The 26,009-nt window shown below is 69.2% G+C and carries 20 protein-coding genes; 6 read left to right on the top strand and 14 right to left on the bottom strand.

Annotation, left to right across the window (positions count from 1 at the left end):
- Positions 1-31: 31 nt before the first annotated feature.
- Positions 32-937 carry a glycosyltransferase family 2 protein gene (locus IM767_RS11385; protein WP_109209929.1) on the bottom strand — a complete coding sequence of 302 codons (906 nt, stop codon included), beginning with the start codon at positions 935-937 and terminating at the stop codon, positions 32-34.
- 83 nt (positions 938-1,020) lie between these two features.
- Between IM767_RS11385 and IM767_RS11380 the strand changes: the two genes are divergently transcribed.
- Positions 1,021-3,147: a glycosyltransferase family protein gene (locus tag IM767_RS11380; RefSeq protein ID WP_109209928.1), complete on the top strand. Its 2,127-nt coding sequence runs from the start codon at positions 1,021-1,023 to the stop codon at positions 3,145-3,147.
- Here IM767_RS11380 and IM767_RS11375 read toward each other — a convergent pair.
- The 5 genes from IM767_RS11375 to IM767_RS11355 all read right to left on the bottom strand — a co-directional run bounded on the left by IM767_RS11375 (position 3,103) and on the right by IM767_RS11355 (position 9,778).
- Positions 3,103-5,001 (bottom strand): rhamnan synthesis F family protein, encoded by a 1,899-nt coding sequence (locus tag IM767_RS11375; protein ID WP_162564250.1) that lies wholly within the window; start codon positions 4,999-5,001, stop codon positions 3,103-3,105. The two genes, IM767_RS11380 and IM767_RS11375, sit on opposite strands and share 45 nt — an antisense overlap.
- The gene (locus IM767_RS11370; protein WP_109209926.1) at positions 4,998-6,875 is read right to left on the bottom strand and encodes a rhamnan synthesis F family protein; all 1,878 of its coding nucleotides are present in this window, start codon (positions 6,873-6,875) and stop codon (positions 4,998-5,000) included. Before IM767_RS11370 ends, IM767_RS11375 begins: the two co-directional genes overlap by 4 nt.
- A complete protein-coding gene (rfbA, locus tag IM767_RS11365; protein ID WP_109209925.1) occupies positions 6,872-7,744 on the bottom strand; it encodes a glucose-1-phosphate thymidylyltransferase RfbA in 873 nt (290 codons plus the stop codon). Before rfbA ends, IM767_RS11370 begins: the two co-directional genes overlap by 4 nt.
- Before the next feature lie 64 nt (positions 7,745-7,808).
- A complete protein-coding gene (locus IM767_RS11360) occupies positions 7,809-8,747 on the bottom strand; it encodes an NAD-dependent epimerase/dehydratase family protein (protein ID WP_109209924.1) in 939 nt (312 codons plus the stop codon).
- Positions 8,744-9,778 (bottom strand): glycosyltransferase, encoded by a 1,035-nt coding sequence (locus tag IM767_RS11355; RefSeq protein WP_109209923.1) that lies wholly within the window; start codon positions 9,776-9,778, stop codon positions 8,744-8,746. The genes IM767_RS11360 and IM767_RS11355 overlap by 4 nt, the downstream gene beginning before the upstream one ends.
- A 108-nt stretch (positions 9,779-9,886) precedes the next feature.
- Here IM767_RS11355 and IM767_RS11350 point away from each other — a divergent pair, with 108 nt between their 5' ends.
- Positions 9,887-10,267 (top strand): GtrA family protein, encoded by a 381-nt coding sequence (locus IM767_RS11350; protein WP_239453255.1) that lies wholly within the window; start codon positions 9,887-9,889, stop codon positions 10,265-10,267.
- 35 nt (positions 10,268-10,302) lie between these two features.
- Here IM767_RS11350 and IM767_RS11345 read toward each other — a convergent pair whose 3' ends face one another.
- Positions 10,303-11,910, bottom strand: a complete 1,608-nt coding sequence (locus tag IM767_RS11345) for a hypothetical protein (protein WP_109209921.1) — start codon at positions 11,908-11,910, stop codon at positions 10,303-10,305.
- 198 nt (positions 11,911-12,108) lie between these two features.
- On the opposite strand from IM767_RS11345, the gene rfbB reads away from it, so the two are divergent.
- The 3 genes from rfbB to IM767_RS11330 are packed head-to-tail and all read left to right on the top strand — an operon-like array spanning position 12,109 to position 15,721.
- Complete coding sequence (gene rfbB / locus IM767_RS11340; RefSeq protein WP_109209920.1) at positions 12,109-13,107, top strand: dTDP-glucose 4,6-dehydratase; 999 nt, start codon at positions 12,109-12,111, stop codon at positions 13,105-13,107.
- Positions 13,107-14,531 carry a sugar nucleotide-binding protein gene (locus IM767_RS11335; protein WP_109209919.1) on the top strand — a complete coding sequence of 475 codons (1,425 nt, stop codon included), beginning with the start codon at positions 13,107-13,109 and terminating at the stop codon, positions 14,529-14,531. Before rfbB ends, IM767_RS11335 begins: the two co-directional genes overlap by 1 nt.
- Complete coding sequence (locus tag IM767_RS11330) at positions 14,531-15,721, top strand: acyltransferase family protein (RefSeq protein WP_109209918.1); 1,191 nt, start codon at positions 14,531-14,533, stop codon at positions 15,719-15,721. The genes IM767_RS11335 and IM767_RS11330 overlap by 1 nt, the downstream gene beginning before the upstream one ends.
- Positions 15,722-15,927: 206 nt before the next feature.
- Here IM767_RS11330 and IM767_RS11325 read toward each other — a convergent pair whose 3' ends face one another.
- The 7 genes from IM767_RS11325 to IM767_RS11295 form a co-directional block, all read right to left on the bottom strand.
- On the bottom strand, positions 15,928-17,058 hold the full coding sequence (locus tag IM767_RS11325; RefSeq protein WP_109210074.1) for a glycosyltransferase: 1,131 nt from the start codon (positions 17,056-17,058) through the stop codon (positions 15,928-15,930).
- Between the two features lie 2 nt (positions 17,059-17,060).
- On the bottom strand, positions 17,061-18,539 hold the full coding sequence (locus IM767_RS11320; protein ID WP_109209917.1) for an LCP family protein: 1,479 nt from the start codon (positions 18,537-18,539) through the stop codon (positions 17,061-17,063).
- The gene (gene purE, locus IM767_RS11315) at positions 18,536-19,003 is read right to left on the bottom strand and encodes a 5-(carboxyamino)imidazole ribonucleotide mutase (protein WP_109210073.1); all 468 of its coding nucleotides are present in this window, start codon (positions 19,001-19,003) and stop codon (positions 18,536-18,538) included. Before purE ends, IM767_RS11320 begins: the two co-directional genes overlap by 4 nt.
- Positions 19,004-19,201: 198 nt before the next feature.
- Positions 19,202-20,338 carry a 5-(carboxyamino)imidazole ribonucleotide synthase gene (locus IM767_RS11310; protein WP_109209916.1) on the bottom strand — a complete coding sequence of 379 codons (1,137 nt, stop codon included), beginning with the start codon at positions 20,336-20,338 and terminating at the stop codon, positions 19,202-19,204.
- Positions 20,339-20,404: 66 nt separating this feature from the next.
- The gene (locus IM767_RS11305) at positions 20,405-20,986 is read right to left on the bottom strand and encodes a PH domain-containing protein (protein WP_109209915.1); all 582 of its coding nucleotides are present in this window, start codon (positions 20,984-20,986) and stop codon (positions 20,405-20,407) included.
- A 161-nt stretch (positions 20,987-21,147) separates the two neighbouring features.
- Entirely contained in the window at positions 21,148-21,963 is an 816-nt protein-coding gene (locus tag IM767_RS11300; RefSeq protein ID WP_109209914.1) for a biotin--[acetyl-CoA-carboxylase] ligase, read from the bottom strand.
- Positions 21,964-22,012: 49 nt separating this feature from the next.
- Complete coding sequence (locus tag IM767_RS11295) at positions 22,013-24,166, bottom strand: serine hydrolase (RefSeq protein ID WP_162564249.1); 2,154 nt, start codon at positions 24,164-24,166, stop codon at positions 22,013-22,015.
- A gap of 251 nt (positions 24,167-24,417) precedes the next feature.
- Between IM767_RS11295 and IM767_RS11290 the strand changes: the two genes are divergently transcribed.
- Complete coding sequence (locus tag IM767_RS11290) at positions 24,418-26,007, top strand: acyl-CoA carboxylase subunit beta (protein ID WP_422613776.1); 1,590 nt, start codon at positions 24,418-24,420, stop codon at positions 26,005-26,007.
- Positions 26,008-26,009: the final 2 nt, after the last annotated feature.

Here is a 26,009-nt window from a genome sequence, read left to right as displayed (position 1 = left end):
ACGCAACGATGGATGACGCGCGCCACAGCCGTCATCGAGTCCGCCGGCGTCTGCGCCAGTCGCGGGCGGCGTCCATCAGGCGCTGTCCGGGTCCGCGGCGCTCGTCGAGCTGCCGGCCGACCTCGTCCTGGATGTACCGTGCGAGATACAGCGCAAGCCCCGGCCCGTTGTCCCGGACATACGCCCGCAGCGCTTCGTCGCGCACGAGCCGGTCGTAACGGTCGTGCTCCGCTGCAAGCGCGTACATGCTGTTGCCGAGCTCCCCTTCGACGCCGACCCGCTGCATCCAGTAGGCGAGAGGCTGTCCGCCGATGAACCCGATGTGGTGAACGAGGGCAGTGCGGAGGTTGAATTCCCAGTCCTCGACCGCGTGGAGGTCCTCGCGGTAGTACCCGACCGAGTCATGAAGCGCTCGTCGGTAGAGATAGGAGATGGGCACGGCCCGGTTCACCTGGAGGAGATCGGAGTACGTGATCTCGGTCAGGTCATGCCAGAAGGGGGCTCGTCCGCTTTCGACGAATCCCGCCTCGGTCTGTCGTTCGTAGACGATCTCGGTGCGCACCATCACGCCGATGTCCCCGGGGTGCCCGTCGAGGTGAGCGACCGTGCGATCCAGAAAGGACGGATGCCAGAGGTCGTCGTCGTCGTGAAGGACGACGAATTCGGCGTCCAGGCCCCGGATCGCCTGGTTCGCGGCGCTCGATCGCCCCGTCGAGACGGCGTTGTGGCTCGCACGCACTCGCGCCCGGACATCGTCGGGAAGTGCCGCCACGACGCGATCCACCCCGGCGGCGTCGCCACCGTCGTTCACGACGTGGACCTGCCAGTCGCCGTATTCCTGCGCGACGATGTCGCGAAAGGTCCGCTCCAAGAACCACGGTCGATTCTTCGTGCGCACGGCGATGCCGACGCGCGCCGTCATGACCTCGTCGGACACCGCTACCTCCGTCCGATGGGAATCCGCCCCGACGATACCATCGGGTCGGTGAGGAACCGCTCCGTATACTCGGCAGGGTGGTCATGAGGGGGGTGCGCGCGCTGTGGCGTGCCGCCCGCCGGGCACCGCTGGTCGGTACAGCGCTGGCGGGTGTCGACCGCCTGTGGTGGGCGCGGACGATACGCCGGGCCGACATCGTCGACCTCGATGTCGTCGCGGCGCAGGTGGGCCGCGCCGTCTCCGCCCGCCGCGCCGTGCGCACCTACGTGCGAGGCGGCTTCCGGCACGGATTCGTCATCAACCCCCTGATGATGGAGCGGACCGTCTCCCGGCAGCTCTCCGACGCGGACCGCGTTCCGGCGCTGTACGCGTACCTGGTCAACGATCGCGCCCGACTGCAGACGAGCCCCCACTGGGACTCGGTGGCGGTGGCATCCGCGCATCCGTCGTCGCTCGACGACCCCGCTGGTCCTCTCGGCTGGATGTGGCGTCGCGCGCGCGCAGCGGGGACGATCGACCTCGGCCCGGCGCGGGAGTCCGTGACGCGCGCCTGGACCGAGGTCGTCGCTGCCGCGTCCCGCGCCGCGGACGATCCGGTCCCCGCCGCTCCGACCGCACTGCACCTGACCTGTGTCGTCGCTGCCGATGAGCCCGATCCGGACCGGGCCCTCGTGGTGGCGGCCCACGCCGCGAGCGGGCTCGGCGCGTCGGTGGACCTGGTCGTCACCGGGCGTTCGGCTGACCTGCACCTCCAGGCGCGCCTGCTCGCACTGTGGGTCCCGGGCATCTCGGTGCGCAGAGCGAGCCTCGACGAGGTCGCCGAGCCAGTGCCCTTGCCGGACGGCTCGGCCGGTCTCTGGCGCGCAGCGGGTGCAGACCTCGATGCCGCGACGCTGGAGGCGCTCGCCGCTGCGGGCGCGGAACACCCTGTCGCCGCGCTGTGGATCGGCGCCGACGGAACGATCACCGCAGCCGGCGCGGTGGTGCACGAGCGCCGGACCCTTCCCCTTCTCGAGGGGCATCCGGCGGAGGACGCCCGCCGCCTCGGCGCCGAGGTCGCTGTCCCGATCCTCACCGGCCCGGCCCGGGCGTGGCCCGCGGGTGCCGTCCCGTCCGGCCCCGGACGGGTGCTGACCGAGTCTTCCGTCATGGCGCCGGGGCGGATGACCGGCGAGGTCTCATCGATCGCAGACACCGACCTGGACGAGCTGCTGGCCCCCTCCGGACTCGTCGTCGCCGCCTGGAAGGACGGCCGGCCGCTGCTGGGACGAGCCGACGGCGCGGCGCAGCGAGGTCTGCGCTGGGCCATTAAGACGTCGTCCCCCGCGGGACGCGCGGGCGAGTCGTGGGGCGACACGCACTTCGCGCGGGGTATCGCCACGGCACTGGAGCGTCTCGGCCAGGAGGCTGCGGTCGACGCGCGCGCGGCCGCACATCGGCCCTCGGCATACCTCGACGATGTGGCGCTGGTGCTCCGAGGACCGCACCGGATCGATCCGCCCCCGGCCAAGATCCGCATCCTCTGGATCATCAGCCACCCCGACGAGATCACACCCGACGAACTCGAGCAATTCGATGTCGTGTTCGCCGCGTCGGCGGCCTGGGCGGAGCGTGCCACTGAGCGCTTCGACCGAACCATTCGGCCGCTGCTGCAGTGCACCGACACGACCCGCTTCCGCCCGTCCGGCGCACCACGGACCGATGACATCGTCTTCGTCGGCACGGCGCGCGGGATCGCCCGCCCCGCGGTGGTCGAGCCGCTCAAGCACGGCATACCTGTGCGGGTCTACGGACCCGACTGGAGCGGCTACATCCCCGGATCGGCGATCGCGGCAACGGGCATCCCCAACGAGGACCTGCCGCAGCAATACGAGACGGCTGCGGTCGTCCTCAATGATCATTGGCCGGCGATGCGCCGGGAGGGTTTCGTCTCGAACCGGCTGTTCGACGTCGTCGCCGCGGGGGGTCGCGCGATCTCGGACCAGGTCGACGGCATCGACGACATCTTCCACGGCGCCGTGCGCACCTTCGATTCGACGGCCGAGCTCATCGGGATGCTGTCGGGCGACATCGACTCCCTCTTCCCCGATGACGCGAGTTTGTCCCGCCTCGGCGCCGAGATCCGATCGGCCCACTCGTTCGACCGGCGCGCCGCACAGCTGCTGTCAGCGGCGGAGCCGGCGGCGCAGCGCGATCACCGGCGCGAGTAGTCGCCGCAATCGTGACCCGGCGTTCGGCCACCGGGAGCGGACATACATGCGGGCGAAGTCGCGTGCACGGCCGGTTCCGAAGTGCCCGACGCGCCGCAGGGCATCGAACTGGGCCTCGGCGGTGGCCGGCACGAGGGCGGTCAGCTGATCCAGGTCGAACTCGAGAGCTGGCTGGCTGATGGCCGCATAGTCCGTCGTCAGCACCGTTCGCGTCACGAAGCCCGCCTCCCCCGCGGCGTACGACGGCATGCGCTCGAGGATGTGGGCGAGGCCGCCGTCGCGGTACTGATCCGATCCCCCGAAGTCGGAGAATCGCCACTGCTTCGCGAACAGCCCGGCCAGCGCCTCGGGGCGGGCGAAGTACATCGAGCCGTAGGGCGCGAGCGGAGAGCTGTCATCGAGCGGCACGCGGATGCCCAGGGCCGCGGCGAGGCGGGCGAAACCGGGCTTGTTGGCCCACCACCCCTGTCCGAGCGTCGGGTAGCCGATGTGGATTGCGGGCGGGTACACGATGCCGACCTCGGGATGACGTTGGAAGACGGCGAGCACGTTCGCTGCGTAACCCTGACTGGCAAGCAGGTTGTCGAACTGCTGCAACGCGAAATGCCGGCCGATGTTGAATCCGTCCTGCGGCGTCTTCTTGGAGTGCAGCTTCACGACCACATCGTGCTCGCCGGCCAGCACCACATCTCGTGCGGTGATGAGGAACGCGCTCTGGTCGCGGCCGTCGTTCGAGGCGACGATGCGGACATCGACGCGTCCGGGGGCCGCGGGACGAGCCGCGATGATCTCGCGGATGCGATCGGCCTTCTGCGGCGTGGCCGTGGTGACGAGGAGGTCGTAGTCGCCGGGCAGCCGATCCGCACGGTCCAGGATCTCGTCCGTCATCTCTTCGTAGAAGATGTGGGCGATCACGACCACGCGCAGTGGTCGGGCCGTGTCGTACGTGCCGGCATCGGTGAGCGGCAGGACATCGAGCAGCGCTGCGGTCGTGTTGAGCACCTTCGGCTGCACGTTCCGTGCCAGGTCATGCCAGAGCGCTCGGGCCGGATAGCCCGCGGCGAGGAGCCGCTCGATCACCCACCGCCCGACGACGGCGTGGCTGTTCAGCGCAAGCGGGGAGTGGAACAGCACCCGCCGCTTGAGGACCGGGCATCCGTCATCGATGAGCTGGATGGGCGCCCACAGCGACGCGTTGTCGGTCGCGTAGCGATCGGTGTCGAAGGCGGCCACGCCGATGTACCCGAGCGCGCGGAAATGCCCCGTGAAACGAGATTCGTGCCGGAGCACGGCGTCCTGGTAGCCGCGGACAGCCCCGAGCCCCGACCAGTACGCGGCCCAGTCGGCGGTGGTGAACATCTCGCGGCGCACCGCAATCCAGTACGACTGCAGATGGTAGGCGACGCTGCCGCTGCCGGTGAGGGGATGCGGGCTCGCCGCCGCGTGCGCCGTCATGCCCCAGAAGTGGACCGGCTGCGCGGCCATCCGCGCGAACAGGGCGTCGAAGTCATCGAGGGGACCGTACCACGTGTCGTTCGTCAGGAGCAGCTCGTCGAACGCGGCCAGCCCGCCTCCGAGCTGCTGAAGAGCATCACGCTGCGCACCAATGTCGAGACCCGTGTTCGGGCGCACCACGATCTCGTCGCACACCGACTCCAGTCGCGTACGCGCGGAGTCGGAGAGGGAGCCGTTCACCACCACGACGAGCCGCTGCGCGTGTGGGCGCAGCCCTGTCAGCGCGTGCATCACGTAGGGTTCGACATCGCCTCGGCGGTCGTACATCGTGTAGATCACGAGACGGCGCGCGCTGTCGGGCAGCGAACGGGCCGGGCGGAGAGAGGATTCCGGGTTCATCGGCCGCCGATCACGCTCCGGACGACGCGACGGATGCTGCCGATGCCGCCCCGGAGGGATCGGATCAAGGGCAGAAGCGGATGGGAGCCGTCGGGATGGTTGATCCGCATGTGCATCTTGACAAGGTCGATGGCCCGCGCTTGACCACGCCATTGGGCGCGCTGCAGGAACTGGATCTGTTCGAGTCGATACCCGTAGGTGTTTTCCAGCAGCCGGTCGAGGGAGTACTCGATCGCCGTGTGCGCCAGCGCCGCATGCTCAGCCGTCGTCACGGTGCGGGAGTGGAACCCGCACTCGGCGACGAGGTACGGCAACATCAGGTCGCTGAGCGCCCACGAACCGGGCGCCATTGGGGGCTCGTCGGTGGTGAGCTCCGCCTGGCCTGCCATCGCCTCGGGCCGCGCCGCCCAGACGCCGGCCGCCGGGGCCAGCGGGCCGAACTCGTCGATCGGCACATGGATGCGTGCTCGTTCGGCGGCGGCTGCCACTCGACCTCGCGTCGCCGGCCAGCGGATCGCCTCGGGCAGCTCGCCCACGTACGGCGTGGGAGGAAAGACGAGCCCGAGCCCAGGCTCCCGGCTGAACGCCTCCGCGAGCCACGCGAGGGCATCCTGCGGGCCCAGGAGCGACTCGAGCTGCTGACGCCGCAGCGCCCTGTGCTCATTGTCGTCGCCGTCCCAGATGCGCGCATCGATGCGGACGAGCAGATCGACCCTCTCCGGATCCGCGAGGTCCTCGGCCCCTGCGAGCGGGTGCGTCGACGGGCCGGCAGCCGGTCGGACATCCACGGCGAGACCAGGCAGCGCGGCGCCCCACGCCTCGATCAGCGCGGCACGGTCCTCGTCGCGCGCGGCCACGACCACGATCCGCGAGCCCGCCGGGAACCGGCTCGCCCACGTCAGCGCGGAATCGACGTGGCCCGGTGACATGGCCACCACCACCATGGCGACGCGGGCGGCCGAGAGGGCTTCCGGGGCAGCGGCGGCGGTGCCGCGGACGTCGAGCAGCCCGAGATCGGCGTTCAGCGTTCGGGGGGCGACGTTGCGCGCGAGGTCCCGCATGATGAGCTCGGTCGGGTACCCGAGCTCACGCGCCACACGGAGGATGTCACGGGGGACGATCGCGTGGCGATACAGGAACGTCGGATGGTGGAACAGCACTCGACGCTTGAGCAGGGGGCACCCGTCGCGCATGAGCAGGTCGGCGTGGAAGATGGTCGCGTTCTCGGTGGGATAGTCGGATGAGGGGAAGGCCACGGCCGCGATGAAGCCCTGCGCGGTGAACGTCTCCGTGAACACCGACTCGTGAAAGAGAATCGCCTCGTTGTACGACGTGATGGGGGCCAGGTCACGCCAGTACCTGCGCCACTGCTCGGTCGCGAACATGCTCCTGCGCACCGCGATCCAGAACGACTGGAGGTGGCGATGCATCACCCCGGCGCCCGTGAAGGGGTTCGGAACCTGCTCCCGGTGGTCGGTCATGCCCCAGAAGTCCGCCGCGGTGGCGTCCATTCGTTCGAACACCTCGGTGAACGACCCGATCGGCCCGTACCAGGTGTCGTTCGCGAGCACGATCTCGTCGTAGTCGTCGATGGATGACCCGAGGTAGGTGAGGGCTTCGCGCTGGGCCTCGATGTCGAACCCGTGGTTGTCGCGCTCGAGGATCTCGTCGGCCACCTCGCTGAGGCTGCCTCGACCCGCGGAGGTGAGGCGACCGTTGACGACCACCAGAATGCGATCGGCGTGGGCGCGCAGGGCTCGCAGCGCGTGGACGATGTAGTCCCCGACGTCGCCGCGCCGGTCGTACACCACGTAGACCAGCAGCCGCTTGCCGTCGGCGGGGAAGGCCACGGCGGGCTGACGGCTCGGCGTCACCTGACTCCCTGCGCGAGCACCTTGAGGAGGTACGTGCCGTAGCCGCTCTTGCGGAGGGGCTCCGCGCGCTCCCGGAGCTCGTCATCGTTCAGGAACCCCATCCGCCAGGCGACTTCCTCGGGGCTGCCGATCGAAAGGCCCTGACGCTTCTCGACGGTCCGGATGAAGTCGGTCGCCTCGGCGAGCGAGTCGAAGGTCCCCGTGTCGAGCCAGGCGGTGCCTCGCGGCAGGAGCTCGACCTGGAGCCGCCCCCGCTCGAGGTACACCTTGTTCACGTCCGTGATCTCCAGCTCGCCCCGAGGGGAGGGCTCGAGCCCCTTGGCGATCTCCACGACGTCGTTGTCGTAGAAGTAGAGGCCCGGCACGGCGTAGTTGCTCTTGGGCTGCGCCGGCTTCTCCTCCAGCGAGACCACCCGGCCCGCTTCGTCGAACTCCACGACGCCGTATGCCGTCGGGTCGTCCACCCAATAGCCGAAGACGACTCCGCCCTCGAGCTCGGTGTAGCGGCGCAGGCGGGTGCCCATTCCCTGCCCGTAGAAGATGTTGTCGCCGAGCACGAGGGCCGCGCTCTCCGAGCCGATGTGCTCCTCACCGAGGATGAAGGCCTGCGCAAGACCATCCGGCGAGGGCTGGGTCTTGTACGTGAGAGAGATCCCGAACCGGCTCCCATCGCCGAGCAGGCGCTGGAACTGGTCGGCGTCCTGCGGGGTGGTGATGACGAGGATGTCGCGGATGCCGGCGAGGACCAGTGTCGACAGCGGATAGTAGATCATCGGCTTGTCGTAGACCGGCACCAGCTGCTTCGAGATGCCGTGGGTGATCGGATGCAGCCGTGAGCCGGTCCCGCCTGCAAGAATGATGCCGCGCATGACGTCTAGTCTCGCCGATCGCCGCGCCATTGCCCAATTGCAGGGCGGCGAATGGCTCGCCGGCTCAGGACAGCGTGCCTTGCCCGTGGGCCGAGCGAACCGCGGCGAGAGTGCGGCCGATCCCTTCCGCGAGCGGCACTCGCGGGCGGGCGTCGAGGTCGGTCCACACCATCGAGCGGACTCGAAGGTCCGGAGCTTGCAGTGCTGACTGTGCGGACGCGGACATCACGATAGGTGGTGCGCTCGTCGTGATGCGCCGAAGATCGCCGATCAGCGACCCGACGCTGGCTGCCTGCCCCGCTGCCAGGATCTTCGTGGTCGCGCCGCCGAGCATCGCGGATCTTTCCGCGAACGAGATCACCAGCTCCGCGCAGTCGTCGACGTAGATGTAATCGCGGCGCGTGTCGAGAGGCACGAAGACGGACAACGGCGTCCGTGTGACGGCAGCGAGGCACAGCCGCGAAATTAGCCCCTGCCCCTTGTCCAGTCGCTGGCCCGGGCCGTAGAGGTTGGAGATTCTGCCGATTGCGAGGGCCTGCCCCGTCGAGTCCGACCACGCACGCGCGGCCGCCTCCATGTCGAGTTTCGCCCGACCGTAGTACCCGAGCGGCTGCGCGGGTGTCTCCTCGGTGAAGGGTGGTTCGGACGCGCCGCCGTAGACGGCTCCGACCGACGATGCGAGGAAGAGCGCACCGCCCGCCCGGTCTCCGAGGTGGTCACGGATTCGTGAGACGAAGGCTCGGAAGACCTCGACCTCCCCCTCGAGGTGATCGCGACTGGAGCCTGTCACCGCAGCACCGGCGCACCAGAAGATCCGCCAGTCATCGCCGGCTGATCGTGCGAAGCGCTCGAGGTTGCGTGCCAGGTCCGCGTCCACCGCCTCGGTGCCCCAGCCGATCCGTTCGGCTCGGAACACCTGCTGACCGGTCCGCTGCAGAGCGCGGACGACGGCGGAGCCCAGGAGCCCGCCGGAGCCGATGACCCAGTTCGGCGCGGCGGTCATCGCCGCACGACTCGTCCCAGCGGACCCGACGCCGGATCGCTCACGATGAGGTACGTCGGTTTGCCCATCGCCATGTTCACTGCCGCGCCGAGGTACTCGGAGATGACGCCGAGCGCGAAGAGGATCGCTCCCGCGCCGACGAGGATGACGCACATCAGCGAGGTCCAGCCGTCAGGTGAATCAAGACCGAACAGATGCTGCAGCCCGAACCATATCGCCAAGAGGATGCCCACCACGCCGGAGACGATGCCGAGCACGCCCACGAAGCGTAGTGACCGTGTGCCCGTGGAGAGCACGAGTCTCCAGAAGTGGCTCATGAGCTTGCGCGGCGAGTAGCCCGACCGCTCCCGCCCCTCGATTCGCATCGGCACGGACGCGCTCGCGACCGAGCTCGCCCCCCAGCTGAGCGCGACGTCGAGGTAGACCCCACCAGTGGCGTACGCCGCGATGCTGCGACCGAGCTCACCGAGGATGAGGCGGAAGCTCTGATACTGCGTCGTCCTGCTATCGCCCGTGAGGAGCGAGACGATCTTCTTCGCGCCACGCGAGGAGGCGTTGCGGAGTGCGCCGTGCGGCGGTTCGTTGGATGCCTGGGCGTACACCAGCGGAGCCCGCTCGCGTTGCGCGACGTCGAGCAGCACGCCGATCGATCGCGGGTCGTGCTGGCCATCCTCATCGAGAGTCACGATCCACTCCGACCCGCTGGATGCGATGCCCGCCAGTGTGGCCGCGTGCTGCCCGAAGTTCCGGCTCAGCCATACCGGCCGGACGAACGGGTAGCGGGAGGCGAGCTCGCGGATCCGCTCATCCGAGCGGTCCGGCCCGTTGTCGTGGACGAGAAGGACCTCGGTCACGCGCCAGGGCGTTCCGTCGGGCGTCTTCGGACCACGGGTCAGGGGTTCGATCTCCTCGACGAGCGCCTGCAGGGTCCTCTCACCCTGGTAGACGGGTACGACGACCGAGACCTCATGTGGGAGTGGCTTCAACTCGACCGCGAGGAGGGCTTCGGGGGGCGGCGGGGCGGAGTTCATTTGCATCTAGAATAGCCCAGTGCCACGTCGACCTTTGAGCTGCAAATGAGCCGTGTCCGGACGGCGTTTCGCCGCGTCGTTCACGATGAGAAGGTCCGGTTCCTTGCGGTGGGCGGCACGAACACGGTCGTCGGATTCCTGCTCTTCGCCGCTTTCGAGTCGTGGATATTCCGCGACGTACCGTATGGCTACCTGATCAGCCTCGTGCTGTCGTACGCGATCGCGATCGTCCTTGCCTTCTTCCTCTACCGCCGCTTCGTCTTCCGGGTCTCAGGAAACGTCGTGACGGACTTCGTGCGCTTCGTCAGCGTCTACGCACTCTCGATCGGCATCAACTTCCTGGCGTTGCCGGCCCTCGTCGAGATCGGCGGAGTCCCCCCGATCATCGCTCAGGCTGTGGTGCTCGTATGCACGACAGTCGTCAGCTTCGTGGGTCACAAGTTCTTCTCGTTCCGCCGGAGCACCCGCGCCGAGGCGCCCGACCTCTGATCTGGTGGCCCCGATGAGCGAAGGAGCGACACGGGTCAGACGTCGAATCCTGCTCCGCGCAGGCGCTCGAGGATGTCGGCACGATCGCGCTTGAGGAAGTAGAAGCCGTCGAGGTTGGGATCGTCGACGGTGAAGTACGCCCTGCCCACCTCGTCGAGGATGCGTTCCACCGCCGTAGGCCCGAACGGACTCCCCGGGTGGAACCACATCACCCGCGGCTGATTCGTCAGGATGTCGCTTCTCACCTCATCGAAGCAGACATCGCAGGCGGCGACGTGGTCGAAGAAGTAGAGGAACCTGGATGCCGAGGGCGAATCGACGAGGATGGCCTGGTTGTATTCGGCGGGTGCCATCCAGTAGGTGCCGTCAGTCCCCTCGTTCACGATGTTCACGATGCCGGCCGCAGAGTTCGGCCCCGCGTGTATCGCGATGCTGCCCGTCGATGCGAGCGCACTCCGCATCTGCGTCGTCGTGACGGTCAGACCGTCGACCGCGACGAGGAGGGCAGCGACCGACACCAGCGCGATGAACGGCTTGCGCATCGACGCGACGAGCGCGGTGTGCGCGACGCGCCTGCCGACCAGGACCTCCACCGAGGCCATCACGATGACGATGATCACCATGAACAGACCGGCAGCGTGGCGCGCGTTGGCATTGTCCGGCAGCAGGGCCGCGAAGCCCTCCTGCTTCTCGCCCCAGACTCCCCGGCTCCCGGTGAAGACGACGAGGACGCAGAGCCACGATGCCAGGACCCAGCGCTTGTTCGCAAAGAGCCAGGTCAGTCCCAAGATCGCCGTGACAGCCAGCAGGAACTGAATCGGCTGACCTGCGACGCCGAAGTCGGTCAGGGCGGTCCACAGGCCGCGGAAGAAGATCTGAAGCACGATGATGACGCCGTCAATCGCGCCCCGCGGCGCCGAGGGATTGAACGCGGCGTAGTAGCGGGTGTTGAACTGAACGGCCTGGAAGACCGCGTCTGCCAGGGCTCCGTTCACGACCAGGACCGCGCCCACAAGTGCGTACGGACCTATGGCCACCGCCGCCAGCCCGACCCAGCGCGGCACCGTCAGTGCCGCGCGTCGTTCGACGATCCACCACACCGTCATTCCGTACAGGGCGACGGTCACGGGCAGATACGCGAGCGCTGAGAGCACCGGGATACTCGACAGGACTGTCATCAGAAGGATCGACGGGAAGAACTTCGTCGACGCACGGTTGCGCAGCCAGAACAACACCGTCACGTGAGCAACCGACCAGGCGATCCATGTCTCCGCCATGAGCATGTTCGACCACGATGCACTGAAGGTCACGGCGACGGTCAGGACGAAGCCCACCGCGTACCACCGGCCGGCACCCAGCGCGATGCGACGCCCGATGCCGAAGGTCCACAACACGAGGAACGCCGTGAACACGACCCGGATCACCAGCAGGCGTTCACCGAACACGGCGACGATCGGGTAGGTCAGGAAGTACGTCAGCGGCATGTGCTGCGTGAAGTAGCCGGTGTATATGAATCCGCCATCCGCCAGCACCTTGGCCGCGAGGATGTTGTCGTACTCGTCGAGAAACGAGTTCTGCGTCGACACGCTCAGCATCAGCAGGCCGGCGGCGACGAAAGAGAGAACGACGACGACCGTCGGCATGTCGATTCGGCCGCCGGCCCGCCTTTCGGAGGCGGAATCCACCATGTGCATGTTTTTGATCCCTATCTGAGACGCAGAACTTCCAGCCTAAACGGACGGAGCAGATCGAGCGATTCGCCCCGAGCGGCCGTGCTGCCGTGTCCGATCACCGCGGAGGACCGGGGCTCGGGCAGGGCGCGAGCACACTAATCTTGGGGGATGGCCAGACTCCTCGTGACCGGCGGTGCCGGGTTCATCGGCTCCAACTTCGTTCACCACGTGATCGAGAACACCGACGATCACGTGACGGTGCTCGACAAGCTCACGTACGCGGGGAACCGCGCCTCTCTGGCCGGGCTGCCCGAAGACCGACTGACCTTCGTCCAGGGCGACATCGCCGATGCCGCCCTCGTCGACGAGCTGTTCGCCGGCGTCGATTCCGTCGTGCACTACGCCGCCGAGTCCCACAACGACAACAGCCTCCACGACCCGCGCCCGTTCCTCGACACGAACATCATCGGCACGTACACGCTCCTCGAGGCCGCCCGCAAGCACGACCGGCGCCTGCACCACATCTCGACCGATGAGGTCTACGGCGATCTCGAGCTCGACGACCCGGCGAAGTTCACCGAATCGACGCCCTACAACCCGTCGTCGCCGTACTCGTCGACGAAGGCGGGCTCCGACCTGCTCGTGCGGGCGTGGGTCCGCTCGTTCGGAGTGCGCGCCACGATCTCGAACTGCTCCAACAACTATGGCCCCTACCAGCACGTCGAGAAATTCATCCCTCGCCAGATCACGAACGTCCTGCGCGGCATCCGTCCGAAGCTGTACGGCAAAGGCGAGAACGTGCGGGACTGGATTCACGCCGACGACCACTCGTCGGCCGTGCTCACGATCCTCGATAGGGGCTCGATCGGCGAGACCTATCTGATCGGCGCCGATGGCGAGAAGGACAACAAGACGGTCGTCGAGCTGATCCTCCAGCTCATGGGTGAGCCCGCTGACGCCTACGACCACGTCACCGACCGCGCCGGACACGATCTGCGTTACGCGATCGACTCGACTCGCCTCCGCACCGAGCTCGGGTGGGAGCCGCGGTTCCGCGACTTCGAAGCCGGCCTCGCCGCGACGATCGACTGGTACCGCAGCAACGAGGACTGGTGGGCTCCCGCGAAGGACGGCGTCGAGGCGTTCTACGCATCGAAGGGTCAGTGATGACGAAGTTCGGCAAGGCGCTCGGCCGCACCGAGACCCCCATCCCGGGGCTCTTCCTATGGGACCTGCCGGTCCACGGCGACAGTCGCGGCTGGTTCAAAGAGAACTGGCAGCGCGAGAAGATGACGGCAGCCGGTCTTCCCGACTTCGGCCCCGTCCAGAACAACATCTCGTTCAACGACGCGGTCGGAACGACCCGCGGCATCCATGCCGAGCCCTGGGACAAGTGGGTGTCCGTGGCGACGGGACGAATCTTCGGCGCCTGGGTCGACCTTCGGGAGGGCCCGACGTTCGGGGCGGTGTTCACCGCCGAGATCGATCCCTCCCGGGCCGTCTTCGTCCCTCGCGGCGTCGGAAACTCGTACCAGACACTCGAACCCGACACCGCGTACAGCTACCTGGTCAACGACCACTGGTCGCCGAATGCGGCCTACAGCTCCCTCAACCTCGCCGACGAGACAGCTGCCATCGCGTGGCCGATCCCGCTGTCGGACGTCGAGATCAGCGCCAAGGACCTCGCGCACCCGCGACTGGCCGATGTCGTGCCGATCCCGCCGAAGCGCATCCTGGTGACCGGAGCGGCGGGGCAGCTCGGACTGGCCCTGCGCGACGAGCTCGCAGGCATGCCGAACGTGGAATTCGCTTCCCGGGCCGACCTCGATCTGAGATCTGCCGACCTCGCCTCCGCCCGACGGTGGCGCGACTATCAGGTGATCGTCAACGCGGCCGCCTACACCGCGGTCGACACCGCCGAGACCTCCGAGGGCCGCGCCGAGGCCTGGATGGCCAACGTGACTGCTGTCGCGGCGCTGGCGCGCATCGCAGCGGACAACGGCATCACGCTCGTGCACGTGTCGAGCGATTACGTGTTCGACGGCACGAGCGCACTCCCCTATCGCGAAGACGACCGCGTCACCCCGCTCGGCGTCTACGGTCAGACGAAAGCGGCGGCGGACGCGATCGTGTCCACGGTGCCGCACCACTACATCGTCCGGACGTCCTGGGTCATCGGCGCAGGCAAGAATTTCGTGCGCACGATGGCTTCGCTCGCGGAACGGGGAGTCGACCCGGAGGTCGTCTCGGACCAGATCGGGCGCCCCACCTTCACGAGCGACATCGCGCGCGGCATCCGTCATCTTCTGGATGTCGAGGCGGAGTACGGCGTCTACAACCTCACCAGCGGCGGCCCGTCGGCGGCGTGGTCGGACGTGGCGCGGGCGGTCTTCGCGGCGGTGGGCCATGATCCCGAGCGGGTGGCGGACGTCACGACGGAGCAGTACCTGTCGGGGGCTGCCGGCCCGGTCTCGCCTCGGCCGCACAACAGCGTCCTCGACCTGTCGAAGATCGAGGCCACCGGGTTCGCCGCACCCGACTGGACCACGGTGCTCCCCGAGCACGCCCGCGCCTCGCTCCGACCCGCCTGATGGCGCCGGATCGCGTCACGAGCCTCGATGGCCTGCGGGGGCTCGCCGCCCTGGTCGTCGTCGTCCATCACGCGCTCCTGACGATGTCCGGCTTCTCCGCCGTGTACTGGGGGCTCGCGGAACCGTGGTTCGTCACCCCCTTCGCGCACACGCCGTTGCATGTGGTCTGGGCCGGCGGAGAGGCGGTGCTCGTCTTCTTCGTCCTGAGCGGTGTCGTGCTGACGCTGCCCGCCACCGGTGAGCGACGGATCCGCTGGCGGTCCTACTACCCGAGCCGGCTTCTGCGGCTGTACCTCCCGGTCGCGGCCGCGGTGGTCTTCGCCGTCGCCTGCGCGCTGCTGTGGCCCCGGTTCGTGGGCGAGGGATACAGCGAGTGGGTGCGGGCACACGGCGAGGAGCTCACGCCCGCGGGTGTGGTGCGGGACATGGCCCTGCTGGACGGCACGTCCTGGCTGAACAGCCCGCTGTGGTCTCTGCGGTGGGAGGTGGTGTTCTCGCTCCTGCTTCCGGTGTACATATGGGTCGCTGTCCGTTTCGGGCGGCGCTGGTGGCCTGTCATCGCCGGCCTCCTCGCAGCCGTCTCGGCATTCGGTTCGGCGGTCGGCTCCGATGCGATGCGGTACCTCCCGTTCTTCGGGTTCGGTGCGCTCGTGGCCGTCAACCTCTCCCAGATCACCCGCAGCATGCAGCGGCTCTTCACCCGCCCCCGAGGTGCGCTGGCCGAGATCGTCGCCGGAACGATCGCGGTGTTGCTCGTCACATTCGCGTGGTGGGGTCCCGCGGCCACCGAGCCTGTCGGGACGGCGCTGCGGGCCATTCCGGTCGTCATCGGTGTCGTGCTGGTGGTCCTGCTCGCGATCGGGTCGCCCGGTGCGCAGCGCCTGCTGTCCACGCGCCTGCTGACAGCCGTCGGCACGATCTCGTTCAGCCTCTACCTCACCCACGAGCCCATCGTCGTGAGTCTTGCCGTCATGACGCCACCCGAGCACTCCTGGATCGCTCCCGTCGTCGCCCTGCCGATCTGCATGGTGGCCGCGTGGTGCTTCTGGAGATGGGTCGAGCGCCCCTCTCATCGCCTCGCGCGTTCGGTCGCCCGCAGCTTGAGCCCGAGCGAGCCGCAGACCGGGCGCTGGGGGCGGCGCGGGCAGCAGGCGGGTTCGCCACGAACCGAGCAGGATTCGCGCACCTGAGAGGCGGCGGCTCGAGTGTCCGCCTTCACGGCCCACGGGGGACCAGGTCGCCGCACCGGTTAGGCTTGTCCGATGCATTGCCCCCACGACCAGCTCTCGCGCGATGACGCAGGCCCGTGGACCTGTCGGCAGTGCGGGCAGATCTTCGGAGCGTCGCACGCGCCTGCCCCAACTTCCTGACGAGGTCGGAACACAGCGCCGCTCCTCTAAAGCTCGGCGTGCAGCATCCAGACCTTGTCGGCCGCCTCGCGCCACGAGAAGGCCCGGCCACGGTCCCCCGCCAGCACACCGAGCCGCTCGGCGGCCGACGTCGAGCCCAGAGACGCGGCCAAAGAGGCTCCTAGTCCCTGCACAAGGCTCGGGCGGTCGGTTCCGCCCACCAGCACGCCCCCGTCGAACACGACCTCGTCGTGCGCAGCGGACGAGGCGGCGATCACCGGCACCCCCAGCGTCAGAGCGTCGACGACCCGCCACGGGAACGCCGCTCGACGCGACGGCGCCACGAACGCGACCGCCGCCCCGAACACCGCCGCCCGATCCTCCGCGGAAAGCACCCCGCGCACATGGAGCGCCCGCTCGGGCACCCCGGCCGCCGAGGCGAGATCCGCCACCGCCGGCTCGTGCCCCTCCGCGACGTCCATGACCACCACCGGAAGATCGACCCCGGATGCCGCCACCGCCGCGAGCCCGGCCTCCAGGCCTTCGGAGCCGAACGGCCCGCCGGCCAGGAGCACGAACCCTTCGGGGAGCCCCAGTTCGCGGCGCCGCCCGACCTCGTCGACGGGCACCGAGAACCCCAGCGGCGAGGCGCCGGCGATGACGCGCAGCCGATCCCGAAGCGCCGGAGCGACCTCGAGCAGCCGCGACGCGAGCGAATGCGTCGGCACCACCACGGCATCGGCGTGCTTCACCGCCCGCTTGAGCATCGCCTTGTGCCACGCGACGACCGCGCGCGGCAGCTCGGAGGGTGACTCCCACGGGCGCAGATCCCACACGGTCACCACCGTCTGATCGTGGTCGTGTACGCGGTCGTGGCGCACCAGCGGTGCGAAGAGCGACGGCGAATGGATCATGCCGCCGCCGATCCCCGTGCCGACTCCGAGCTGCAGAGCGCCGGCGAGCTCGCGGCGCGGCAGAGCCGTGCGACGCACGCCCGCGAGCCCTGAGACCGCATCCAGCGCGCCGTCCACTCCCCCGGCCGGCGCGATCGCCTCCACCTCGCATCCGGACGGTGCGCCCAGCACCAGGGCCCGCGCGAGCTCGCGCGAGGCCTCAGCGAGCTCGGGCTCGGTCGGTGCGACGAGCTGGTCGAGCACGACGCGCAGCGTGGCGACCATGATCACTCCCCCGACGGGGTCGGAGTCGGCGGGTGGAGCGTCGTCTGGAGGAGCTCCGCGATATAGGGGTAGTCCGGGTCGAACTCGTCTATGCCGCCGGCCGGAGTGAGCTCGAGAGTCTGCACGGGCTGCTCCTTGGCCTTGAGACCGAGGTCGACGAGGGTCGGGATGAACGACTGCGGCAAGTCGGTCTGGATGATGTCGGCGCCCGCCGCGGCGACCTCCTGGAAACGCGTGAGCACCACCTGCGGAGTGAACTGCGCGAGGATCGCCTCCTGCAGCTCGCGCTGACGACTCATGCGATCGAAGTCGCTGGTCGTGTACCGCGACCGGGCGTACCACTGAGCGGTGTCGCCGTCCATGTGCTGCTGGCCGGGCTCGATCCAGCCTGTCGCCCAGTCGTCCACCGGCTCGCCGGGGTACGAGGGTCCGCCGCCCTTGGGCAGGCGTTCGGTGACGTTGATGTCGACCCCGCCCAGCGCATCGACGAGCGAGGCGAAGCCGTGCATGTCGACGAAGACGTAGTACGGGATCTCGATGCCGAGGATCCCCGCGGCGGCGTCCTTCGTCGCCTCGATCGCAGGCGTCGAACCCTGGGCCTCGGCATCCGGGTACAGCCCCGTCCCGCGATCCTCGCGGCACTGCTCGACGGCGTTCGTCAGCTGGTTGACGCCGCTCCCCCAGCCACAGCTGGGGTCACCGTGGCCTTCGAAGCCGTTCGGATACTGGTCCTGCATGGGACCCTCCGAGAACGGGAAGTGGGGCATGTCACGCGGGATGCCGGTGATCGTGGTCGCTCCGGTCTCGGCGTTGACCGACACCACCGAGATGCTGTCGAACCTCATCGAGTCACGGCCCTCGCCGCTGTCGGCGCCGAGCAGCAGGATGTTGTAGTAGCCGTCGGAGGGTGGAACCGTCGGCCCGCTCGCACCGAAGATCGTGCTGATCGTGCCGCGCACCGTGCCGACGGCGTTCGATGCGTAGACGGCGGTGCCGCTCGCCACGACCATCAGCCCGACAGCCACGAGCGCGATCGCGAACCGCGCGCCGCCACCGGTCTTGACGAGACGCACCAGGCGCAGGGTGTCCACCGTCAGGACCACCCACAGCACCGCGTACGCGATGAGAAGGCCCTGCGCGATCAAGAGCGGCAGCGGCCGGAGCAGTCCCAGCCAGTCCGGCAGCCACGCGCCGGTCACGATGCTCAGCCCTGCAGTCGGCGCCAGCAGTGCGAACAGCAGCGCGACCACGACCAGCACCCACATGAGGAGAGTGGCGGCGATCCCGAACCGACCCAGCCGTCGGTTTCCGGCGAGTACCTGCGCGGACCCCGGGATCAGGAAGTTCAGCCCCACCAGCCACCAGCCTCGGCGCGTCATCATGCCGCGGGACGAGGCATCCGGATACCGCATCGGGCGCTCCTGCACGACCGCCGGCCCGCCGAGGCGGGCGGTGGCGCTCGGAGGGCTGATCACGCTCACAGCGACTCCTTGAGCCGCCGGTTCTTCTGCTCGACCTGGGCTTCCAGATCGCGGGCGTAGGCCTCGACGCGGTCGGCGACCTCGGGGTCGGACGCGCCGAGGATGCGGGCGGCGAGCAGTCCGGCGTTCTTGGCGCCGTTGATGGAGACGGTGGCGACGGGAATGCCGGCCGGCATCTGCACGATGCTCAGGAGCGAGTCCATACCGTCGAGGGTTGCCAGCTGCACGGGCACCCCGATGACCGGGAGTGCGGTGACGGATGCCAGCATGCCGGGGAGGTGCGCCGCGCCCCCGGCGCCGGCGACGATGACGCGGAGACCGCGAGCGCGCGCGTCACGCCCGTACCGGATGAGCTTGTCGACCGTGCGGTGCGCCGACACGACCTCGACCTCGTGCGGGATGCCGAAGTCGGTGAGCGCCTGCGAGGCGTCGCTCATGACCCGCCAGTCGGAGTCGGAACCCATGACGACGCCGACGAGCGGCGACTCGGAGGAGTGGAGGGGCGCAGTCACTCGTCGAGGGTAGCGGGGAAGGCTGGAAACTCCCCGCAACGGCGCGGCAGATCCGATCGTCGCGCGACGCACGATGCGAAGAGCCGCGGGCCTATGGCATCGGCTCGGCGCGTTTCGTCTCGCTCGTTCCTCGCTCGCTCAACGACCGGTTCAGTCGAGGAAGAAGGATGCCGCGGCCCGCGCCTGGTACGCGACATCGTCGAGCTCGTCGCCCACCACCGTGACATGCCCCACCTTGCGGCCGGGGCGGGGGGCCTTGCCGTAGGTGTGGACCTTGGCCTGCGGGTGCTCCTGCATCGCGGCGGCGAAGCGGGCGTCGAGGGAGTCGTCCGCCGGACCGCCCAGGATGTTCACCATCACCGCCCACCCGGTGAGCGGGTCGGTGTCGCCGAGGGGAAGGTCGAGCACGGCCCGCAGGTGCTGCTCGAACTGGCTCGTGACGGCGCCGTCCTGGCTCCAGTGCCCGCTGTTGTGAGGGCGCATGGCGAGCTCGTTGACGAGCAGGCGCTCGTCCGTCGTCTGGAAGAGCTCGACCGCGAGCATCCCGGTCACGCCGAGTCCGTCGGCGATCGAGATCCCGATCTCGGCGGCGACCTGCTGCAGGCGCTCGCTCGAGTGCGGCGCCGGGGCGATCACCTCGGCGCAGACGCCGTCGCGCTGCACGGTCTCGACGACGGGGTACGCCCGCACCGCGCCGGACGGGCGCCGGGCGACCTGCTGGGCGAGCTCGCGGGTGAAGTCGACGAGCTCTTCGACCAGCAGCGCGCCGCCGTGGGCGTCCTCGGCGAGCGTCGTGAACCAGTCCTCGGCCTCGGTGCCCGCCGAGACGACGCGCACGCCCTTGCCGTCGTATCCGCCGCGCGGTGTCTTCACGACGGCGCGCCCGCCGTGGTCGTCGATGAACGACTGCAGCTCCTCGGCGTTGGTGACGGCTGCCCAGTCGGGCTGCGGCATCCCGAGCTCCTGCAGCCGGGCGCGCATGAGCAGCTTGTCCTGCGCGAACCGCAGCGCGTCGGGGCCTGGATGCACGGCGATGCCCTCGCCGACGAGCGTCGCGAGGACGTCCTGCGGCACGTGCTCGTGGTCGAACGTGAGGACGTCAACGTCGCGCGCGAAGGCGAGCACGGTGTCGGCGTCGCGATAGTCGCCGACGGCGGTGGCCGCGAGGGATGCCGACATCCCCTCGTCTTCGGCGAGCACGCGGATCTCGACCCCGAGCTCGACCGCCGGTGCGATCATCATGCGGGCCAGCTGGCCACCTCCGACGACTCCGACTCGCAGTGCCATGCCACTCCCTCTCGACCGGATCCTCCGTCCATCATCCCGCACGCGTGGGACGACCGACGATCCGGCTCATGCCGGAGGGGCGACCGGACGGGGCGGGGCGGGCGGCGTGCCCGGCGGAAGCGGCTGCGCGTCGCGGTGAGCCAGGATCTGGTTCACCTCGACCTGGTCGACCAGCGCCTCATGCACGAGTTCGACACTGGGGATGTTCGCGAGCTGGAGCGGTTCGTCGATGCCGTTGGTCAAGGTGATCGTGCCGGCGCCCCACATGCGCTGCAGCAGACCCCGGTGCACCTTCAGCGCGTAGCCGCGCACGTGGGCCAGCTCGCGGCGCTTGATGGAGAAGATCCCGCGCCGCTCCATGACGCGCCGCGTCGTGATCGTGTAGACGTGACCGAGCCACACGAGGTACGGCAGCACGACCAGGAGGAGCACCACCACGGCGGCAGCGGTGAGCAGCATCCAGTTCTCGAACGGCGCGGGGAGGTTGCCGTAGAAGAACCCGCAGGCGCCGGCGACGGCGATCAGCACGAGCGCCGACCACGCGAGCCGACGCGCGTGCGCGCGGAAGCGCGCGACGAGCAGCTCCGGCGTCGGTGCGCCGGGGGCCGGAGTCAGCGGCCTGCCGCCGTAGCTCGTCGGCTGCGTCATGTCCCCATTGTGCGGGGCACGGCTGACAGTCCGGTGCGCACCCGCCGTATTGCGTCATGCGGGGGCGCACCCGCGAGCCGTGCCCACCACGGCCCGGCCGGCGGCGGGACGGCGCCCGGCGGCGCGCCTGACCTCGCCCCGGCCAGCGGCGGGGCCGCGCGTCAGGAGCCGGCCGGCCGGCTCCGCACGTGCACCACGTCGCCCGCCGACACCACGCTCTCGAACTCGTCGTCCTGCACGACCACGAGGCGGCCGTCGGGGTCGATCCGCTGCGCGCGTCCCCACAGCGTCGCGCCGTCAGGCAGCGACACCGCGACATCGCTGCCGAGCGTGCTGCACAGCGCCTCGACCTCGGCGACCACGCCCGCGGCCGCGGCGTCCCCGCCCGCGCGGGCGAGGGCCGCCAGCTGCTCGTCCAGCGCGGACAGGTAGTCGGCGAGCAGGCGATCGTCGTCGCACGTCAGGCCCGCCGCTGCGAACGAGGTCGCCGTGTCGACGGGGAGCTCTACCTGCGGCATCCGCGTGTTCACACCCGAACCCACGACGACGATGTCGGGGTGTCCGGGGACCACCTCAGCGAGGATGCCGCACACCTTCGCGCCGTCCAGCAACACGTCGTTCGGCCACTTGAGCGTCGCGGAGTGCACGCTGCCCGCCACCTGTGCGGCGATCGCGCGGGTCATCGCGGCACCGGCCAGCAACGGGATCCACCCTCGCGCCTGGACGGGGACCGCCGACGCGTCGACGACCACCGACACCGCCAGCGCAGATCCTGGCGGCGTCACCCACGTGCGGTCGAGCCGCCCTCGCCCGGCACGCTGGTCATCGGTGAGCAGCAGCGACAGATGCGGCCAGTCGTGCGGCGCCTCGACGACGTGACGCACGACGTCGGCGTTCGTGGAATCGGTGGTCTCGACCACCTGCACGCGCGGACTCACAGCGGCGGCGAGCGGATAGCCGCGATCAGGGATCGACATGCTGACACGCTACCGCCGTGTCAAGCGGGCGCGCTAAGGCCGCTCCCGATCATCGCGTGACGACGTCTGAGTAGTAGATCCACACCTGGCGGGAGCCGTATTGGACCAGATACCACAGGCGCTGCGCATCGAGGACCTGCAGCGGGTACCACTGGGGCAGCTGCGCCGCCACCAGTCCACCCGGCGTCGTGCGGACCACTGTGGCGGCGCGTGTGAGCACCTGCTCCACCGGATAGGTGGCCGCCGCGCCGAATGCCCCGTGGAAATGCTGGTACGCCGTCCGTGAGATCGCCCGGATCGCCGCCTGCGACGCGGCATTGTCGCCGATCACCGTGAGCACGTACGTCGACGTCGGGCCGTCGATGATCGCTGTATCCGCCTGCATGAGTCCGCCGGCGAGCCAAAGCGCCCCCGGCTTACTCGCCTGCGGCACGCCCGGCGGGATACCGGAAGGAATTCGGGTGCGGAAAACCTGTGTACGCATGAGGCCGAAGAGGTGCTCTGCGAGTGCTGGGGCAAGAATCTCCCCCGTCCGCAGCCGCGCGAGCAGGAGGTTGACGTCCCCGGAGGTCGTCCGGTTCCCCGCGTAGAGCACGCTCGTCCCGTTCGCAACGTTCCCGTAGGACGTCGAGGCGAATCCAGCGGCGGCGATCATCCCGTTGATCACGGGGATATTGATCCAGTGGACGATGTCGGAGTGGCAGTAATTGTCCGACGCCTGGATCATGACCTGGAGACAGGCGCCGAGCGGAACCCCGGAGGGCAGCACCGTGCCGAGCGTCGCACCGCCTTGTTCGATCCGCTTGAGTGCCGCCCAAGCGGCGAACACCTTCATCACACTCGCAGGTTCGCGGCGGTCGCCCCCGTTGATGTGCACCGTCTGGTCGACTCCGCCGAGCTCGCGGACGGAAACAGCGTAGGTGCCGGACAAGTTCGCCAGCGTTGAGCGCAGCGCGCTGTCCAGGCGACGCTCGCCGTCTGCTTTGACCGACGCGCAGCTGCGGTTGGCAAGCACGGGGTCGCCGATCCAGACCGGACCGCCGACCGCCGTCACCGGCACCCCGGTGGCAGCGATGTGCGCAGCCGCGGCGTCTACCATGCAGGGTTTGATCGTGTAGTAGAGCGGTTGCCGGGTCACGGCCGCGAGACCGGCGGCCACCCCCACATCGGCGGTGGCGAACGAGTTGGCCACGATGGCTCGGCTCGGCGACCCGAGCCGTTCGCCGGCCATCATCACCGCCGTGGCATAGCGATCCGAGCCCATCTTGCGTGAGACGACGAAGCCTGCGGACCTGAGCGATGCCTCGTACGCTGAGCTGATAGTCCCGAATCCGCCAACGAGCACCGCATTGCTTACGCCAGCGGCGCGCAGCGCCTCGACTGTTTCGGAGTCGGCGGAGGGCAGGAGGCCGTTGACGAGCAGGGCGGCGCGGCCGGTCGCCGCCGCCGCCACGGATGCGACGGGCGGGTCGATGAGACCAGCTCCGCCAGTGAGATACGCGGTGTCGGTCGGACCTCCGCGGCCCGCGAGAGCCATCCGGGAGGTCTCGAACCTGTCGCCACCGCCGAACCGCCGCACACCCGCGACGAGCGTCTGCAATCGTTGGATGATCGGCTCAGGCACCACGGCGGGGCCTCCGATCACCACGATCGAAGTCGCCCCAAGTCGGGTGATCTCGGCAGCGATCGTGTCCGGCACGAACTCCGGATGGACGTACAGGAGAGGCGCGGACAAGGCCCCGGCCAATCCCGCGGCGGTGATCGCGTCGACCGGTGCGTACGCTGAAGCGACGAGTATTGTTGCCGCCCCCGAAGGGAATGCCGTCTGCGACGCGAGGACGCTCGTGTCGAATCGGTCCCCACCACCCAATCGTGAAACTCCAGGCACGACAGGCGCCGCTGCAGGGTCCACGTCCTGCAGCTCGGTGTCAGGCGCGTCCTCCTGCGGAGAGCGCTGGACCGGCGCCTCGTCGGTGCCCGGATCCTGGATCTCCTGCTCCGGCGGTTCGGGCGGATCTTCCGGTTCGGTCGACGGTGCGGACGAAGAAGGTGTGGGCACTGGCACCGGCGTCGGCGACTGCGGCGCGTCGCCCTCACCAGTCTGCGTCTCGTCAGTTGCTGAGAGTGGGCCCGGGGACGTTTGAGAGTTCGCCGCGGCGCTGGGTTCCGGCAGCGGCTGGGCGTTCGCCATGCCGTCTGCCATGCACAGTCCGAGCGCGACGGCCAGCGATGCCGCCGTAGCCCGAACTACGCCGGCACGGAAGGACTCCCGCCGTGCTCGCATGTCATCACGACCCTAGCCACAAGTCGGATCGGGCGGGGAGTGGGCGTGTGAAGAATCGGTGAGAGTTGCCGCGGTCGGCGGAGCGGATCCCGATCAACGACAGCGGATGCCGCGACCCCTTGTACGAACCCTCCAACAGATCGCGAAGGGGCGCCGATAGGGTGGAATCCGTGACCGAGCAGCCCGACCTCTCGACGACCGCCGGCAAGATCGCCGACCTCCGCGCCCGCTTCCAGGAGGCCGTGCTCGATCCCGAGGAGGTCGCGAAGGAGAAGCAGCACGCGAAGGGCAAAGGCACCGCGCGCGAGCGCATCGACCAGCTGCTCGACACCGGCAGCTTCGTGGAGCTCGACGAGTACGTGCGCCACCGCACCACCGCCTTCGGCATGGATCGCTCGCGGCCATACGGCGACTCGGTCGTCACCGGCGTCGGCACGATCCACGGCCGCACGGTCGCCGTCTACTCGCAGGACTTCTCGACCTTCGGCGGATCGCTGGGCGAGGTCGCCGGCGAGAAGATCATCAAGGTCATGGAGTTCGCGCTGCGCTCCGGCATCCCCATCGTCGGCATCCTCGACTCGGGCGGAGCCCGCATCCAGGAGGGCGTGGTCGCCCTCGGCAAGTACGGCGAGATCTTCCGCCTGAACACGCGCGCGTCGGGCGTCATCCCGCAGATCTCGATCATCATGGGTCCCGCGGCAGGCGGCGCGGTCTACTCCCCCGCCCTCACCGACTTCGTCGTCATGGTCGACAAGACGAGCCAGATGTTCGTGACCGGCCCCGACGTCATCAAGACCGTGACCGGCGAGGATGTCGGCATGGAGGAGCTCGGCGGCGCGCACACGCACAACACCCGGTCGGGTGTCGCCCACTACCTCGCCGAGGACGAGGAGGACGCGATCGACTACGTCCGCACGATGCTCGGCTTCCTCCCCGACAACAACATGGCGGAGCTGCCCGTCTACGAGACCGGGTTCGAGTTCGAGACGACGGATGCCGATCGCGCACTGAACGCGATCATCCCCGATTCGCCGAACCAGCCGTACGACATCCACCAGGTCATCCGCGGCATCGTCGACGCCGAGGACTTCCTCGAGGTGCAGCCGCTGTTCGCCCCCAACATCGTGATCGGCTTCGGCCGTGTCGAGGGGCGCTCGGTGGGCATCATCGCGAACCAGCCGTCGCAGATGGCGGGCACGCTCAACATCGAGGCCGGCGAGAAGGCCAGCCGGTTCGTGCGCTTCTGCGACGCGTTCTCGATCCCGATCGTCACGCTCGTCGACGTGCCCGGCTACCTGCCGGGCACCGACCAGGAGTGGACGGGCGTCATCCGCCGCGGCGCGAAGCTGCTCTACGCCTACGCCGAGGCCACCGTGCCGCTGGTGACCGTGATCCTCCGCAAGGCCTACGGCGGCGCGTACATCGTCATGGGCTCCAAGCAGCTCGGCGCAGACGTCAATCTCGCCTGGCCGACGGCCGAGATCGCGGTCATGGGCGGTCAGGGCGCCGTCAACATCCTCTACCGCGGCGAGATCAAGCGCGCCGAAGAGGCCGGTGAAGACGTCGCGGCGGTGCGCACGCGCCTGGCCAACGAGTACACCTACAACGTCGCCTCGCCGTTCCTCGCCGCCGAGCGCGGCGAGCTCGACGGCATCATCGAGCCGGCGGCGACCCGCGTCTCGATCGCCAAGGCGCTGCGCGCGCTGCGCGGCAAGCGGGCGAGCCTGCCGCCCAAGAAGCACGGGAACATCCCGCTGTGAGC

Source organism: Microbacterium ureisolvens (genome assembly GCF_015278315.1).
GTDB lineage: Bacteria > Actinomycetota > Actinomycetes > Actinomycetales > Microbacteriaceae > Microbacterium > Microbacterium ureisolvens.
This window is presented reverse-complemented; position numbering and strand designations above follow the sequence as displayed.

Excerpts from the sequence above, each read along its gene's own strand:
- IM767_RS11380 (WP_109209928.1), top strand. The coding sequence starts at position 1,021 with ATGAGGGGGGTGCGCGCGCTGTGGCGTGCCGCCCGCCGGGCACCGCTG.
- IM767_RS11375 (WP_162564250.1), bottom strand. The coding sequence starts at position 5,001 with ATGAACCCGGAATCCTCTCTCCGCCCGGCCCGTTCGCTGCCCGACAGC.
- rfbA (WP_109209925.1), bottom strand. The coding sequence starts at position 7,744 with ATGCGCGGCATCATTCTTGCAGGCGGGACCGGCTCACGGCTGCATCCG.
- IM767_RS11360 (WP_109209924.1), bottom strand. The coding sequence starts at position 8,747 with ATGACCGCCGCGCCGAACTGGGTCATCGGCTCCGGCGGGCTCCTGGGC.
- IM767_RS11355 (WP_109209923.1), bottom strand. The coding sequence starts at position 9,778 with ATGAACTCCGCCCCGCCGCCCCCCGAAGCCCTCCTCGCGGTCGAGTTG.
- IM767_RS11345 (WP_109209921.1), bottom strand. The coding sequence starts at position 11,910 with ATGCCGACGGTCGTCGTCGTTCTCTCTTTCGTCGCCGCCGGCCTGCTG.
- rfbB (WP_109209920.1), top strand. The coding sequence starts at position 12,109 with ATGGCCAGACTCCTCGTGACCGGCGGTGCCGGGTTCATCGGCTCCAAC.
- IM767_RS11335 (WP_109209919.1), top strand. The coding sequence starts at position 13,107 with ATGACGAAGTTCGGCAAGGCGCTCGGCCGCACCGAGACCCCCATCCCG.
- IM767_RS11330 (WP_109209918.1), top strand. The coding sequence starts at position 14,531 with ATGGCGCCGGATCGCGTCACGAGCCTCGATGGCCTGCGGGGGCTCGCC.
- IM767_RS11325 (WP_109210074.1), bottom strand. The coding sequence starts at position 17,058 with ATGGTCGCCACGCTGCGCGTCGTGCTCGACCAGCTCGTCGCACCGACC.
- purE (WP_109210073.1), bottom strand. The coding sequence starts at position 19,003 with ATGGGTTCCGACTCCGACTGGCGGGTCATGAGCGACGCCTCGCAGGCG.
- IM767_RS11310 (WP_109209916.1), bottom strand. The coding sequence starts at position 20,338 with ATGGCACTGCGAGTCGGAGTCGTCGGAGGTGGCCAGCTGGCCCGCATG.
- IM767_RS11305 (WP_109209915.1), bottom strand. The coding sequence starts at position 20,986 with ATGACGCAGCCGACGAGCTACGGCGGCAGGCCGCTGACTCCGGCCCCC.
- IM767_RS11300 (WP_109209914.1), bottom strand. The coding sequence starts at position 21,963 with ATGTCGATCCCTGATCGCGGCTATCCGCTCGCCGCCGCTGTGAGTCCG.
- IM767_RS11295 (WP_162564249.1), bottom strand. The coding sequence starts at position 24,166 with ATGGCAGACGGCATGGCGAACGCCCAGCCGCTGCCGGAACCCAGCGCC.